At 62.4% G+C, this 15483-nt stretch carries 10 protein-coding genes and 2 pseudogenes; 3 read left to right on the top strand and 9 right to left on the bottom strand.

Annotation, left to right across the window (positions count from 1 at the left end; genetic code table 11):
* The 6 genes and pseudogenes from N7E02_RS11925 to copC all read right to left on the bottom strand — a co-directional run bounded on the left by N7E02_RS11925 (position 1) and on the right by copC (position 4623).
* Complete coding sequence (locus N7E02_RS11925) at positions 1–771, bottom strand: anti-sigma factor family protein (protein WP_286582146.1); 771 nt, start codon at positions 769–771, stop codon at positions 1–3.
* Entirely contained in the window at positions 768–1313 is a 546-nt protein-coding gene (locus N7E02_RS11920; RefSeq protein ID WP_286582145.1) for an RNA polymerase sigma factor, read from the bottom strand. The genes N7E02_RS11925 and N7E02_RS11920 overlap by 4 nt, the downstream gene beginning before the upstream one ends.
* Positions 1314–1372: 59 nt before the next feature.
* A pseudogene (locus tag N7E02_RS11915) lies at positions 1373–2832 on the bottom strand (YncE family protein).
* A gap of 16 nt (positions 2833–2848) precedes the next feature.
* The gene (locus tag N7E02_RS11910) at positions 2849–3319 is read right to left on the bottom strand and encodes a DUF305 domain-containing protein (protein ID WP_286582143.1); all 471 of its coding nucleotides are present in this window, start codon (positions 3317–3319) and stop codon (positions 2849–2851) included.
* 72 nt (positions 3320–3391) lie between these two features.
* Positions 3392–4255 carry a CopD family protein gene (locus N7E02_RS11905; protein ID WP_286582142.1) on the bottom strand — a complete coding sequence of 288 codons (864 nt, stop codon included), beginning with the start codon at positions 4253–4255 and terminating at the stop codon, positions 3392–3394.
* Positions 4252–4623 carry a copper homeostasis periplasmic binding protein CopC gene (gene copC, locus N7E02_RS11900; protein WP_286582140.1) on the bottom strand — a complete coding sequence of 124 codons (372 nt, stop codon included), beginning with the start codon at positions 4621–4623 and terminating at the stop codon, positions 4252–4254. Before copC ends, N7E02_RS11905 begins: the two co-directional genes overlap by 4 nt.
* A gap of 305 nt (positions 4624–4928) precedes the next feature.
* Between copC and recQ the strand changes: the two genes are divergently transcribed.
* From recQ to N7E02_RS11885, 3 genes are all read left to right on the top strand, one after another.
* Positions 4929–6788 (top strand): DNA helicase RecQ, encoded by a 1860-nt coding sequence (recQ, locus tag N7E02_RS11895; RefSeq protein ID WP_286582139.1) that lies wholly within the window; start codon positions 4929–4931, stop codon positions 6786–6788.
* Between the two features lie 159 nt (positions 6789–6947).
* Entirely contained in the window at positions 6948–8072 is a 1125-nt protein-coding gene (locus tag N7E02_RS11890) for a zinc-dependent alcohol dehydrogenase family protein (RefSeq protein WP_286582137.1), read from the top strand.
* A gap of 289 nt (positions 8073–8361) precedes the next feature.
* Positions 8362–9498, top strand: a complete 1137-nt coding sequence (locus N7E02_RS11885; RefSeq protein WP_286582135.1) for a polysaccharide biosynthesis/export family protein — start codon at positions 8362–8364, stop codon at positions 9496–9498.
* Here the strand turns inward: N7E02_RS11885 and N7E02_RS11880 are convergent.
* From N7E02_RS11880 to tssM, 3 genes and pseudogenes are all read right to left on the bottom strand, one after another.
* Positions 9447–10160: a serine/threonine-protein kinase gene (locus tag N7E02_RS11880; protein WP_286583781.1), complete on the bottom strand. Its 714-nt coding sequence runs from the start codon at positions 10158–10160 to the stop codon at positions 9447–9449. The two genes, N7E02_RS11885 and N7E02_RS11880, sit on opposite strands and share 52 nt — an antisense overlap.
* A 261-nt stretch (positions 10161–10421) precedes the next feature.
* Positions 10422–11942: a type VI secretion system-associated protein TagF gene (gene tagF / locus N7E02_RS11875; protein ID WP_286582134.1), complete on the bottom strand. Its 1521-nt coding sequence runs from the start codon at positions 11940–11942 to the stop codon at positions 10422–10424.
* A gap of 11 nt (positions 11943–11953) precedes the next feature.
* Positions 11954–15441, bottom strand: a pseudogene (gene tssM / locus N7E02_RS11865) (type VI secretion system membrane subunit TssM).
* Positions 15442–15483 lie beyond the last annotated feature (42 nt).

The following is a 15483-nucleotide window of genomic DNA, read 5'->3' as shown; positions in this document are numbered from 1 at the left end:
CTATATCTGGGACCGCACCACGTCCGCCACGGGATGCAGGATCTGCGCCGGGATCGATCCGACGATGCTGTATCCCATGCCCTCTTTGGCCCAGCTCCAACCGTTGACACCTCCAGCGGTGCTGGCGACCATCGGTCTGTTCTGGTCGACGAGCATGCGTCGCGACAGCATGACGAGGCGGTTGCCCTTGTCGTCGTCATACATGAGCATAAAACCGGCGCCGTGCGTCGTTGGGATGACACGACCGCCCATCAGCCGGTAACCAGATGCGCCAAGATCGGGGATGACCACCGAACTGCCGAGTGTTGTCGAGGCAAGCTGCTGCAGGGTACCGCTGCCATCGGCCCTGACTTCCACCGGCCTCAGCCTGTCGGCGGCAAACGCGCCGTAGCTGGCGGAGGCTTCCAAGGCCAGCGCCGCCACACCTTCGGTCGGAGGCAGCATGTAGCCCTTCGTCAGCCAGCCGCCCGTCGCGCCGACGGCGAGAAGTACAGTGGCTGCAGCTGCCAGGCGTAGGCGACCGGGCCTTGACGTCGTCGCGTTGTGCGCGGCCGCGATGTTTTCCAGATTGAGCCTGCTCGGCACCGGTTCCTCGGCGACCGGATCCAGAGATTGCCGCAGCGCCGACGCCTGTTTCCGGTAGGCGGCGACGCGCCCCGCCGCATCCGTATTTGCCAGAAGATATTTCGATACTTCGCCACGCCGTTCGGGAGAGAGCGCATCGTCGACGAACGCCTGAATGTCGTCTTCGGTGATGGGTCTCCTGCTCATTTCACTCTCCGAATATAAGGGCCGCCGGGTAAGTGGCCTCGATGCCCTGCTTCGTTTTGCGGCGCGGTCTCGAGAAGCTTGCGCAATTGTTCACGGGCCCGGGACAGGCGTGACATTACCGTGCCGAGTGGAATGCCAAGGACCTGTCCGGCCTCGGCGTATGACATGTCCTCAACCGAGATCAACAGGAGGATCGCGCGGTGGTCCGGCGGGAGGCGGTCGATTGCCGACATGACCTCGTGGCCGAACACGGTTTCCTCCTGCGTTGCCTGAAGTGCCCCGGTCGCCTCGGGCATGTCGTCTATCGGCATGGCGGCGCCCCGGCGCGTGTTCTGTCGCAGCCTGTTGACCGCCAGATTATGCAGGATTGCAAATGCCCAGGAGCGGGCGTCCTCGTTACGCCGCTTCTGCCAGTTGGCAACGATCCTTACCAAGCAGTCCTGGACAATATCGTCGGCCGTTTCCGGATCTCGGAGCAGGCCCCGGGCGTAGCGCCTGAGGGCCGGGATCATCGGCTCTATCTGCGACAGCATGTCGTTCATGCCACACCATCTCCATCGAAGGCGATCCGCGCAATGAGCGCGGATCGCCGCGCTTCCCGTCAATCGGCAGCCTGGACCTGCAGCACCTTGCCGGGCTTGCCGTCCTGTGATGATGCGACGACCAGATAGCGGCGCTCATCCTTGTGCTTTGCCTCGACGATCTGGCGGATCGGGCCGACCGCGTTGACGATCGCCGAACCCGCCGGGTTGGTCATGAAGTTCGAAAGGCCTTCCAGCATGCCGCTGCCGTCAGGTTTGTCCGACAGGGCCAGAATATAAGCCTTCTTCGGCTCAAGTCCGGTGACGGAGGCCTGCAGCACTTGGGTCAGTCCCTGGTCAAAGAGGAGACCGTCGTCGGGGCCTTGTCCTTCGAGCCTTTTATGGCAAGCCTGAAATGGGCGGCTTCTCCGGCCTTGCCGAGCGGAACGAGGTTCTCAAGCCCGTTGCCCTCGGAAACCGCGTTCGGGACGTAGGCGACGGCCTGCGGCGCCTGGCCGATCGGAATGGTGGAGATCACCTTGTTGGTCAGCGTATCGATCACGGCGAACTGGTCGGCATTCTCGAGGCCGACATAGACGCGGCTACCATCGCCCGACGGCCAGATCCCGTGCGGCAGGTTGCCGACGGGGATCGTCGCGACCTGTTCGAACGTATCGGTGCGGAACACCTTCACCTCGTTGAGGCCGCCGACCGTGACATAGGCAAAACTGCCGTTCCTGTTGGTGGCGAAGTTGACGTGATTGGTGATCGGGCCTGTGTCGATCGTCTTGATCAGGTCGAAGGGGGCCTCGGCGTTGAAGACCTGTGCCTTGCCGACATCCTTCAGCGTGAACCAGACCTGCTTGCCGTCCGGGGATGCCGCGATATTGGGGCAGAACGGGCTTTCCTGCTTTACATTGCCGACGATCTTGTGGTCGGCGACGGAAACGACGACCGTTTCCGGGTTGAAGGACGAGCAGATGTAGCCGTATTTGCCGTCCGGCGAAAAGATCTGCATTCCGGGCCCGGCCGGAACCTTGATCCGCTGCTTTTCCTCGAACGTGCTTGCGTCGATGACCGAGATATAGTCTTCGCCGCGCACGGTCACCCATATCTCCTTACCGTCGGGCGTGAAGAATGCCTCATGCGGTGAGCGGCCGATATAGGTCGTATGCTTGACGGCATTGGTGGCGGTGTCGATGAAGGTCACGGAGTTTGAACCGATCGAGACGACGGCGAGCGTTTTGTGATCGGGCGAGAATCCCACCCCGTGAACGAGAACCTGCCCCTTGTAGAGCGGGCTGAGATTGCCGGGCTGGGGATCGCCGAGCTTGATCGTGCCGAGAAGCTTGTTGGTCGACGGGTCGCTGACGGAGACCGTGTTGGAAAACTGCTCGGCGGCATAGACCCGGTCCCTGCTGCTGACCGGGATATCCGGGGCGGACGCGGCTTCAGGGGCCTGGCCTGCAAGGGCGCCTATGGGCGCAAGGAAGCTGCCCGCCAGCAGAGCGGCGGCGGTAATGGTTCTGCGAATTTTCATCTTGGAAGACCTTCGGTTACATCTTCATGTCGGGATCCATGCCCTGCATGGAACCGGCGGGGGCATTTTCCGGTGCAACCTGTGTCGGTGCTGCGCCGGAAGGCGGAAGCGGATCGCCGATCGCGAGCTTCATCGCAGCGATCTCCTGCTGCTGTTCCACGATGATCTCCTGAGCGAGGCGCTTGAGCTGTTCGTTCTGGCCGTATTTGAGGACGGCAAGCGCCATGTCGATCGCCCCCTGGTGATGGGGTGTCATCATCGCCACGAAGTCGCGATCGACATCACCGGTCGGCTCGATCTCCATCTTCTCCATCATCCGATCCATCGCCGCGTCGTTCTCGGTCCAATAGGTTGTTTCCTGGGAGACGGCGGCAGTGGACGAATGACCGTGCTGCGATGGATCATGCGCGAAGGCGGTGCATGCGCCTGCGGTCGCCAGCATGAAGGCGGCGAAGGCTGCGGACTTTCTGTGTGACCAAATCGTCATCGGCTGTTTCCTTCTGGTTATGGATGGGTAGACAGCCAGAGGCGGCGCCTATTCCATCGGGGCTGGAATTTTTCACGCCACCGGATCATCGAGGCCGAAAGAGGCGACGAGGGAGAGGGCAATTGCGCCAAGTACGATCTCTGCTCCTGCGCCCAGCACCAGCAGGCGCTGGGACCGGAGTGGATCCCGTCGATAGATCGGCACGACAAGGTAACGGTTCGCCACGGCAAGGCCTGTCATCGCCAGCGCGACGGCAATCTTGAAAATGAGTTCGCGCTGATAGGGCGAGGCCGGATCGGTCGGCAGGTGGCCGAGGATGAGGAGCGTGTTGGCAAGGCCGGTAAACAGGACGAGCGCCACGACGACATGGCCGACCTGGGAAAAGCGGAGCATCGACACCATGGCTGCACCTCGAAGCTCCGGACGCGCGGTCATCGGTATTATCAGGATGAATGGCACGAGCGCGCCGACCCATGCCGTCGCCGACAGGACATGGACGATGTCCGAAAACGTTCGGACAATGCCATCGGCCGCGTGCCCGTTTGCGGCAAGGCTGCCGACGGCCATTTCGGACAGCAGGACCGAGAGGCGGTCCAAGCCGAGGGATGCTGCCACAAGGAGAGCGAGACAGACCGCGAGATGAGCAAGCATTCCATGACCAGCACTCGTGCCAAATGCCACGGCCGACCACAGATCCGGCCGAAACATCGGTGACCAGGCAGAGGTGATTGCCACGGTCTGCAGGGGAATGGCGATGGCGCTCGTCGATGCCGCTATGGCGGTGCTGAGCAAAAGCGATTTTCGCATGGCGGCGGCGAGGGCAGGGCGTATGCCCACGTCAGCCAGGATGACGGCAAAACCGCCTCCTCCCCATAGGTAAGCGAGAGAGGCGTCGTGAACGGTGCGCTCCAGTGCGAGGGCCTGAAGCGGTGTCATGGCGTCACGCGGAACCGGTAGGAACCCGAGGATGGATGGCCGTCCGTGGACAGCACATGCCATTGCACGATGTAGCCTCCTGGGGGCAGAGGAGTGGTCGGCACGATCGAGAGGGTGGCAGAATCTTCACCGCTAATAACGGGTGATGCCGTTGGCGCGAGGTCACCTGTTTCACCGGTCAGGGTGATCGTCGAAAAGGCAGGTTCAAGGCCTTCGGTAAAGCCAAGCGAGATCTCGGACGGCGATGTGCGTAGCGTTGCGCCATCGGGCGGTACCGCGCTTTTCAGATGGGCATGCGCCAGGGCTGGCCCGGAAATTGCCATTCCGCACAGAAGTACGGAGCCGAGAAGAGATATTCTGTAAGGCATGCTGGTCGTCCTTTCTCCAAGAAAGCTTCCGACACGGTAGACACCCTTCCCGGCTTTATATTCCTCGTGATGCGAGAGGATTGGATGTTCCTTCTGCAGCCGCCTGCGTTATTCACGCAACGGCAGAGCCGTGCTTCATTTGCGATCGGGGTGCAGTGTTTCGCCACGAGCTTCGAAGATCGACAGCTGCTAAAGGCGGGCGCCGTTTTCTCATTCTCAAACTAAGCGGCCTGACGAGGGATGAAACACTCGCGACCGGTATCGTTCCTGTGCCATACTGGACGCGATAATGAGCAAGGGGCGTCATGCAGGGCCAGCCGAACTATGTTGATGCTTTATTCGATGGCCGCGGGCAGCACGATCCGGTCGAGGTGCTGCAGAAGGTCTACGGCTATTCGTCGTTCCGCGGCCAGCAAGGGGATGTCGTCGAGCATGTGATCTCGGGTGGAGACGCTGTCGTGCTGTTTCCAACCGGCGCCGGCAAGTCGCTTTGCTTCCAGATCCCTGCTTTCTGCCGTGAAGGTGTCGGTATCGTCGTTTCCCCGTTGATCGCGCTGATGCGTGATCAGGTGGAGGCGCTGAGCCAGGTCGGCGTGCGGGCGGCGGCGCTGAACTCTTCGCTGTCGCGGGAAGGCTTCGACCAAGTGCGGCGGGACCTGAAGGCAGGCGCGCTGGACATGCTTTATGTGACGCCGGAGCGGATCACGACACCGGGGTTCCGGGAATTGATCAGCGGTGCCAAAATCGCGCTCTTCGCGATTGACGAGGCTCATTGCGTCTCGCAATGGGGGCATGATTTCCGCCCTGAATATCGTCAGCTCGGCGAACTTGCCGATCTCTTCCCCAACGTGCCGCGGATGGCGCTGACGGCAACGGCCGACCCGCATACGCGTGACGACATCATCGACAGGCTGGCGCTCAACAATGCTCGCGTGTTCACCTCATCTTTCGACCGGCCGAACATTTCCTATGAAATCGTCGAGCGGGACCAGCCGCGCCAACAACTCCTGCAATTCCTTTCACGCCACAAAGGCGAGAGCGGCATTGTCTACTGCCTATCGCGCGCCAAGGTGGAAGAGACGGCCGACTGGTTGAACGGGCAGGGCATTTATGCCTTGCCCTATCATGCCGGGTTGGAGCGGCAGGTGAGGGACGCCAACCAGGATGCGTTTTTGAAGGAGGATGAGCTCTGCCTTGTCGCTACCGTCGCCTTCGGGATGGGGATCGACAAGCCGGATGTGCGCTATGTCGCGCATCTCGATCTGCCTGGATCGGTCGAGGCGTATTATCAAGAGACCGGCCGTGCCGGACGCGACGGCATGCCGTCCGAAGTGTGGATGGCCTATGGCATGGCCGATGTCATCCAGCGCGGGCGGATGATCGACGGCGGAACCTCCGGCGATGCTGTGAAGCGCGTCGAGCGGGCCAAGCTGAATGCGCTGCTGGGCATATGCGAGACCGCGGGCTGCCGGCGCCAGGCGATCCTCGCCCATTTCGGTGAGACCCATGGCGGGCAATGCGGCAATTGTGACACGTGCCTGAAGCCAGTCGATACATGGGACGGCACCGAGGCGGCGATCAAGGCGCTTGCGGCGGTCTATCGCACCGGCGAGAGGTTCGGGACCGGTCATGTCATCGACGTGCTGGTCGGCAACGACAATGAGAAAACCCGGCGTTTCGGCCATACCGAGATGCCGGTGTTTGGGGCAGGAAGCGATATTCCGACCAAGACCTGGCAATCGGTCTATCGCCAGCTTCTCGCCGCAGGCCTGATCAGCGTCGATCACGACGCATTCGGCGCGCTGAAGCTGGAGCCGGAGGCGCGGGCTGTGTTCAAGCGCGAGCGTGAGGTCCATTTTCGCCGCGACCGGCCGACGCGTGGCAAGGCGGGAAAGAGCCAGTCATCCAGCGCAAAGAATGCCCGTTCACAGCTGGACGAGGCCGATGCGTTGCTGTTCGAGGCCTTGCGGCGCACCCGCATGGCTATCGCCAAGGACCTTTCCATTCCCCCTTATGTCGTCTTTGCCGATACGACGCTGGTCGCCTTTGCGACGGAGCGACCGAGCACGCGCGACGCACTGCTCGGTATTTCCGGTGTCGGCGAGGCGAAGCTTGAGCGTTATGGCGAGACCTTTCTTGAGGTTATCCGGGAGTTCGACCAATAACGGGACAGCGCAGCCATTCGGAGCCATTCGAGTGGTGCGCCTTGTCTTAGAGGTCGTGATCGTTTGACGATGCACCCGCCGTCTAAGAGGAGGGACGGTGGGCGGGCTGCTTGGCGATGTTTACCTCGCGGAAGATGAGTAGGTTTCAGGGAGAGAGAGATGAAGATCAGAGCCGCGACGCTTCGTCAGATGGGCTTGAACATGCCTTACGCGGAGAGCAGACCGTTGGAAATTGCGGAGCTTGATCTGGAGCGCCCGGGGCAGGGAGAGGTTCTGGTACGTATTCGCGCGGCCGGGCTGTGCCATTCGGATCTCTCCGTCATCAACGGCAGCAGGCCGCGCCCGATGCCGATGGCGATCGGTCACGAGGCAGCCGGCGAAGTGGTGGAACTTGGTGAAGGGGTCGATGATCTCGAAGTTGGCGATCACGTTGTCCTGGCCTTCGTGCCGAGCTGCGGCCATTGCCTGCCGTGCTCGGAAGGGCGGCCAGCGCTCTGCGAACCGGGGGCTGCGGCCAATGGCCAGGGCACATTGCTGACCGGTAGCATTCGGCTGAAATCCCACGGGCAACCGGTGCATCATCATATCGGCTGTTCGGCCTTTGCCGAGCATGCGGTCGTTTCACGCCGTTCGATCGTCAGGATCGACAAGAATCTGCCGTTCAACGAGGCAGCGCTTTTCGGTTGCGCGGTGCTGACCGGGGTGGGGGCCGTGGTGAATACGGCCAAAGTCCAGGCGGGTCAGACGACCGTAATCATCGGTCTCGGGGGTGTCGGCCTGGCGGGTCTATTGGGGGCGGTTTCTGCCGGCGCCGCGCAGATCATTGCCGTCGATCTCTCCGACGAGAAGCTTGAGATCGCCCGTCAGCTCGGGGCAACGGCTATCGTGAATGCGCGTGATGCGGATGCGGTCGAAAAGGTCCGTCAGCTCACCAATGGCGGCGCCGATTTCGCCTTCGAGTTCGCGGGCTCCGAAAAGGCGCTGGAAAGCGCCTACAGGATGACGCGGCGTGGCGGTACGACGGTGACAGCTGGATTGCCTGCGCCGACGGCGGCAATGCCGCTCAATATTGTCAGTCTGGTTGCCGAAGAGCGGACGGTGAAGGGCAGTTATATCGGCACCTGCGTGCCGGTCCGCGATATTCCGCGCTTCGTCGCGCTCTATAAGTCAGGCCGCTTGCCGGTCAACAAACTGCTCAGCGGATCGATCACGCTCGACGAGATCAACGAAGGCTTCGATCGTCTACATAGGGGTGAGGTGATCAGACTGGTCGTCGAGATGTGACGAAGATAAGCGGGACCGGGCGGGAGGCCGATGCCATATCGGCATAGCCGTCCTGTGCGAGCCAGTCGCAACATTCCTGCCAAACCCACGTGCCGGCCTTGCGCTTGCAGACACGTTGAAATTCCACGCGATTTCAACGATAAGCTTGCTTCGCACCGGGAAGGGTTGCCCATCGGCCACAGGTTCTGCCACTAAGCCGTCACAATTGCCTTTTTTCGCGTTCGCACGGTTGTCGCAGGCGCTTCCGTTGATACTTTGCGCACTATAGATTCTCTTAAAAGGATACGTGATGCGAAAGCTTGCGCCCTTCGTATTTATTGCTTTGCTCAGTGCCTGCGCCCGCCCTTCAGATGGTCCCTCCGCCGGAGCTTTTTACAACACGGTCGATCCGAACACGAAGGAACGTGTTCCGGTCGTTCGTCTTGCCGATGCGCCGATGTCGCCTCCGGTTGCTCAGCCGCTTTCCTATGCGCCGACCGACCAGGGCCTCAGCGTCATGCGCTCGGCCGGTTATGCCGATAACCGGTTGCGCCGCGGCGATGTGATCGAGGTTACGATCCTCGATACCGGCGAAGAGGGCATGTTCTCTTCCACCCAGGCAAAGACGCTCAATCTCGGTCGCTTCACCGTGGATTCCGCCGGTACCGTCACGCTGCCCTTCGTCGGTCGCCAGCGGGTTCTGGAATCCTCGCCCGAAGCGCTGCAGAGCCGGATCGTCAATGGTCTCAAGGGTTCGGCTGTCAATCCGCAGGCCGTTGTAACCGTCGTCGACAAACCGACCTCGGGCTTCACGGTCAATGGTGACGTGCGCGCTGCCGGCCGATTCCCGCTGACGGCGCGCCGCGAACGCGTGCTTGATGCGGTCGCGCTTGCGGGCGGTGCTTCGTCCACCCCGGCAGCCGCGAACGTGACGCTGATCCGCGGCAATAAGCGTGCCAGCGCCCCGATCGAACGGGTGATGAACGACAACAGCCAGAACGTCTATCTGCTGCCGGACGACCAGATCTATGTCGGCAAGGATGCGACGACCTTCACCGTATTCGGTGCGTTCAAGAGTGTCGGCGAGTTCGAGTTCGAGCCCGGCAAGCTGACGCTATCGCAGGCCTTCGGTCGCGCCGGCGGTCTGCTTGATGATCGCGCCAATGCGAGCCAGGTCTACCTGCTGCGCAACCAGACGGTCTACAAGCCTTACCCGACCGCCAGCGATGCCAAGGCGCCTTCCACCTACAGCGTCTCGAACAAGCCGGCCGTCTATCGCATCGACATGAAGGATATTGCCAACCTGGCGCTGATGCAGCGCTTCCAGATGGCCGATGGCGACATGCTCTATGCCGCCAATGCCGGCATGGTCGATTTCGCCAAGCTCTTTACCATCTACCAGAAGAGCGCGCCGTCTGCCGCGGCACCGCTGCCCGGTTCGAACTGAGCCGGACAAACTGCAAGCTTTTTCAGAGGCCGCCGAGCATCCGCAAGGCGGCCTTTGCATTTTCGGGCCTGTCTGCGGGATCGGGTTGCGAAAGCAGGTAGGCGAGACGGCGAAGGTGAGTGGCTGCAACGCCATCGGAGCCTTCGAGCAGGAGAGAGAATTTTTCCGACGGCGTAGAGGTCTGTGCGCGCATCAACCGGGCCGCCGTCCTTCTGTTCAGGTGCCGAAAAATGCGCCTGACCGGCAAAGCGGATGTCCAGTTCCGCGTGTCGATGTCCTGACTGTAGCGCTATGCCGAAGTCAGCGATCCTGAGGCTTTCAACGCCATCATCAGCGAAGAGAATGTTGTCGGGCGAGAGATCGCAATGGACGATAGAGTGCGCATGAACGGCCGAAAGACCTTCCAGCAATGATCTGGTGAGGAGCAGAATATCGTTGAGCTGGAGCGGACCGTTCGACAGTCGATCGGCCAGGCTGGACGTGCACCATTCCATCACCAGCGCAGGCCTACCATCCTCCAGCCGCAGCAGGATCTGCGCTGCCACGAGATGCGGATGGTGCAGCGACAGGCCGATCGTCGCCTCCTGAAGCAACAGCCTGCGTGCCACCGGATCATCCGCGTGATCGGCGTTCAGCGTCTTGATGGCGTGCAATGTGCCCAGATCACGGTGCCGGGCGCGATGGACGCTGGCCAGTTCCCCGTGATGGATGAGGTTTTCCAGGCTGAACGTATTGCCGATGATGGAGACAGGATTCCGCCCAGGCGGCTTTCGCCGCGATCCAGGGCATCGCGCACTTGCTCTACAAGAACTCGCCGTTCATCCTCCGGCCGATCCGTGTCGCCATCCCTGACCAGTGTCCGCCAAAGCGCCGAAAAGCGATCGGAAATCGCGGCCATGCTGGAGGGCATGGCAGGCTTGGGCTCATCCACCATGGTCGGTCTTGATGTCGATGACGACGGCGCTGACATTGTCACGGCAATTGGCGATCAGGGCTTCCTGCACCAGTCTTTCCGCCGCTTCTTCGACATCAAGCGACAGTAACAGCTCGGCGATGATCCGCTCCGAGATGGTTCGGGCCAACGGATTACTGCAGAGCAGAAAACGGTCACCGTCCTGCAGAGTGTCGATCAGCACTTCCGGGGAGAGCTGTCCCTGGAGGCCGATGGCGCGGGACAGCGAGCGGCGCAGGCCGATCGAGACATGGTCGCGGGTGATACATCGCATCATGCCGTCGCGCACCAGATAGCCCCGGGTGTCTCCGGCCCAGACCAGCGCGAAGCGATCTTCGACGGCAGCGAGCGCAACGATGCTGGCGCAGGGTGGCGTGATACCCTTCGAAGCCGCCGTCGATTGGAGCAAGCCGTGGGCGCGTCCAAGCTTGCCTTTGATATCCTGTACCAGTGTCTCGATGCTGTCCTGCGGTGCAGTATCCGACAGAAGCGCGATCGTCGCCCGGCTGGCCTCGACGGCATCGCTGCCATCGCCGAGACCGTCCGCGACGGCGAAGATGGCAGGTTCGGCCCTGACCAGCACCGCGTCCGCATTGATGCTCAGGCGGGTGCCCGGATGGGTCGCATGGCTATCCGATAGGCGGAAGCTCGCAGTAGGAGAGATAGGGATCGTGGGCGTCGAGGCGGGCTCCTGCTGCGGGTTCAGCAGCAAGGCAAGGTCTGCATGGGCCGCTGCCATCATCTCTTCGAGATCGAAGTCGATTGGGATATCGGGCTCTTCGACCGTCTCGATCTCTATCGATTGAGATGGGATCCGTGCGGGCTGGATCGGTTGCGGAGCTGCCGCCTCGGGCACGGCCGGCGCGGCACCGGCCATGACGAGTTCGAGGAAATCGACCGGCTGCGGCACACCATTGCTGCGAAAGCCCTTGGTCTGGCGATCGTCGGGATCGAAACGCCACCAGAAGGCGGCGGCCTTCGGTTTGCCTCTGCCGCGCTCGTCATCGAAATCGAAATCGCCGGGCCTGAGGCTTCTCAGCCGCTTCAGGTTGGCGGTGAAGGCGTCGAGCTCGAAATCGCGCTGGGCGGATGTCTCGGCGATGCCTTCGAGCGCGATGAACCAGGTGTCGTCCAGGCAGAGTTTTCGGGAATCTCCGGCAAAGTCATGCAGCTGCGTCGCGACGACGAGCGGAAAGCTGCGCCCGACGCGATCCCTGCTTGGAACGATGACGCCGGCCATCGTCATCGGCCCCCAAAGACCGCGCTCGACGATAAAGCGCCAGGCCGGCATGGCGCGAAAATCCTTTTCCCAGCGCTCGCCGAAATGATGCTGGGCCTTCGCAAGTCCGGTCTGTAGCCAAGCGTCGAGTGCGTCCTGCACCGACCGGCTGAAGCCGGTCGAAACGAAATCGCCATGGGTCGGAAGCTTGCCGAAGAAGCCGATGCGATCGGCTTCCAGGGTCGCCTGGTCCAGGGCTTGGCGCTGGTTCATCGCTTCCGCCCTCAGAATTGCGTCGGGCAGGCGAAGGCGCTGAGCGCTTCGAGCCGGAACGGGTTGAGGACGGAGCCGAACTGCACTTCGAATTCGGCGGTCCGGCCTCCTTGTTCGAACCGCGCCCGGAAGATGTCGTTGCCCTGCATGGTGGTTGAGGCGGCATCGAACAGGCGGAAGGGCGACCAGTCGCCGTTTTCCGTGATCGCCTGTTGCCAGCCGCCGGGCTGGAAGGCCAGGCGGGAGAGGTTGCTTGCGTCGTCCGAGGGCCAGCCGATCGACTTCGACTGGACCGGGCCGTGGAAATAGACGACGCGCTCGCCTTCGATTTCCAGCATCACGGCATTGGAGTTTTCCGACAGTGACACCGGCTTGATATTGATCGCAACCGACGGGTTCTCGCTGCCGGCCGGGAAGAAGGCGCGGTTGATCTTGTCGGCATTCTCGAACTGGGCGATCGCCTCGCTCGGAATGCTCTCGGATCCGAACGTGCCCTTCCAGCCCCAGGGGAGGCGCTGGTATCGACAAAGGCTGCCAGTTTCTCGCTGAAGAAGGTCTTGAACATGCCTTCCGGACCGAACAGGCGGACGAAATCGCTCATGGCGACATCGCGCGGGGATTCGCGATCGAAGGGATAGCGGCCGGTGATGACGCTGGAGCAATAGCTCGCGCCTTCGGCTGCCCAGGCCTCGCCGAGACGCGTCCGCGCCGACTTGACCGCAAGCGAACCGACATCGGCGGCAACGCCTGCCATCCAGACATCGACCGGTGCCGGCATGCGCCGCGCCTGCTGCAGCAGGTTCTGGTTGGCTTCCGTCAGCTGGCTGTCGACGTCGAAGACCTTGGCGACTTCGGCGCTGGAGGTCGTTGCACGGGCCAACTGGTCATGGACCTGACGCAGCACGGGCTCGAGCTGGGCGATCTGCGAACGTGGTTCTTCACCGGACGAGGAGCCTTCGTCGGAGCTGCCCTCGGTCGGTGCAGCGAGTGCCGCCCGCAGCGAGCCGAAAGGGTCCGGCGCGTCGGTGGCGCCCGCCAGCGCAGTTGAGGAAAGGGACAGGTTGTCCCCGGCGGATGCGACTTCCGCACCCGCATAACGGAGATCGGTGGAATCGACGATCGACCGGGCGATCGCTTCGACCGGGCTCGGTTTTGCGGCCAGGATGCGGGTGGTCTCGGCGGCATCGTTGATCGTCTGCGATGGCTTGACCCGCATGTCCGAAAGCAGCGTCGTCCAGCGTCTCTCGAAATTGTCGAAGTAGAGCTGGAGTGCGGCTTGGGAGGTCGTGTCGACCGTGCTGCCGGCGGGATTGTCCTCGCCGCGCACCCAGGTTTCGCCGAGTGCTTCGCGTGCCGCATCGGTGATCTTCGACAGGACGACGGTGCGGTAGCCGGTGCTGGAATAGATGCCGGGTATGCCTTCCCGCAGAGGGGCGCCGGAATTGCGCTCGAAGGCCTTTTCGCCGAGCGGTCCGAGCGCGCTTGCAGCACTCCAGGCCGGAAGCGCGCGTGAAGCGCGATAATCGACGAGGATATCGTAGGCGCGGTTGGCGATGCTTTGCGAGCGGATCGTCTCACGCGCCTTGGCAATCAGGGTGGCATCAAGTTCAATCGGGGGCAGAACGCCCTTGGCCATCGTGCTCGCATGGGCGATCAGCGCCTGGCGTGCCGCCGCGCGGCCATCGCCCGGATAGAGCGCGGTGAACATGTCCTCGGCTTCCAGTGTCACGAAATCCGGGTCCATCGTGCCCATGCCGCCGAGCATGGCGTAGAGCTTGAGGGCGTTGAAGGTGTGCGGAACATCCTTGGCTTCACCGATCTCCTTCTGCAGCTGTACGAGAACGCGGGGAAGAAGCAGGGCGTTCAAGGCCCGCTGGTAGGCGTCGCGCTGACGTCCGGCGATCTTGTTTTCCTGGTCGAGGCCGAAGCTGATCGGCCAGACGCGCTTGGCGGAAAAGTCCGTCGTGACGGCGGCGAGATTGTCGAGCGCCGGCAGGATACGCAGGAAGTCGGCATCCGTCACGTCGCGGACGCGGATGTCGCGGGACAACTGCTCATAAGCATTGATCCGCTGCTCGGCGCTAGCGAGTGCCGCCTGGTTCTGGAAATAGGTCGCGGTCCAGCTGGTCAGGACGACGGCAAAGACCAGCACGGCTGCGGCATAGGCGGCACGGCGCAGCAGAAGCTGGCGGCCGGAAAGGCGCTTGTCGCGGGCAACCAGCGAGGCTTCGTCGAAGATGACGTCCTTGAACAGGCGCGACAGGAAGTAGCTGCGACGCGCGCGCGCAGCGGAGGATGCGGCGGGAACGGCGTCTTCCACCTGGGTGCCGGAGGCGAAATAGATACCGCGCAGCAGCGGCGGTTCGACCAGTTTGGAGCCGGAGCAGAGCTCGGTCATCACGTCGTGGAGACGTTCCTTCAGCGCCGCGAGTTCTGCCGGGAAGCGGAAGATGCGGCCGCGCAGTTCGGCATTCGGTTCCTTCTGCAGGCGCTCGATCAGCATGGCGCCGACGCGTTCCTGCAATAGGGAGAATTCCTCGACGAAGCGGTCGGGCAGATCCATCGCCTTGTAACTCTCGTCGAGCCCGAAGGTCGTGCCCCAGACCTGTTCGCGGTCCGACTTGTTGAAGCCGTCGAAGAATTCGACGAAGCCGGTCAGCAGATCCGCCTTGGTCAGCACCAGATAGACCGGAATGCGGGCCTGCAGCTTCTCGTCGAGTTCCGAGAGACGCTGGCGGATGACGCGGATTTCCTCCCGCTGCGCTTCGGCGTCGCGGGTCAAGAGATCGCCGATGGAGAGGGTCACCAATGCGCCATTGATAGGCTGCGAGCGGCGATATTTGCGCAGCAGGCCGAGAAAACCTTCCCAGCCGGCCTTGGCGGTGCCGTTCAGGTCGTCCTGGGTCGTGTAGCGGCCAGCGGTGTCGATCAGGATCGCCTCGTCGGTGAACCACCAATTGCAGTTTCGCGTACCACCGATGCCCTGCACGGAATTGCTGCCGAGCGCATCGCCGAGCGGAAACTTGAGGCCGGAATTGGTGAGCGCCGTGGTCTTGCCCGAGCCCGGGGCGCCGAAGATCACGTACCAGGGCAGCTCGTAGATATAGTTGAAGCGTCTTTTGGTGACGCGGCGCAGAAGCTGCAGCGCCTCCTTGAGACGATTGTGGATCTCGGCCACTTCCGCCAGCTGGCTGGAAGCCGCTTCCGCTTCGGCATCGCGCTCGATGCCCTCGACCAACTGCTTGTCGCGGCGGCGGTCGCGAATGACCGTGAAGATCATGTAGCCGGCCCAGGCGGCGATGATCACGCCGATCAGGATCAGCCGGTTGGTGCTGCTCGCCAGCGGCTTGAAATTGCCATAGGCGGCCAGATAACCGTAGAACCAGATGACGACGCAGATCGCCGCCACCCAGATGACCGAGATGAAGCGCCGACCCAGAAGTCCGGCATAGGCCTCGACATAGGAGCGGAGCGTATAGAAACTGCCCAACGGGTTCATGGCGCGGTGCCCCTGCGGCCGGATTGACCATATCTCGAATAT

Origin of the sequence: Terrirhizobium terrae (assembly GCF_030323265.1) — a bacterium.
Lineage (GTDB): Bacteria > Pseudomonadota > Alphaproteobacteria > Rhizobiales > Rhizobiaceae > Neorhizobium.
Note: the sequence above shows the minus strand (reverse complement) of the source record. Positions and strands in the feature narration are given on the sequence as shown.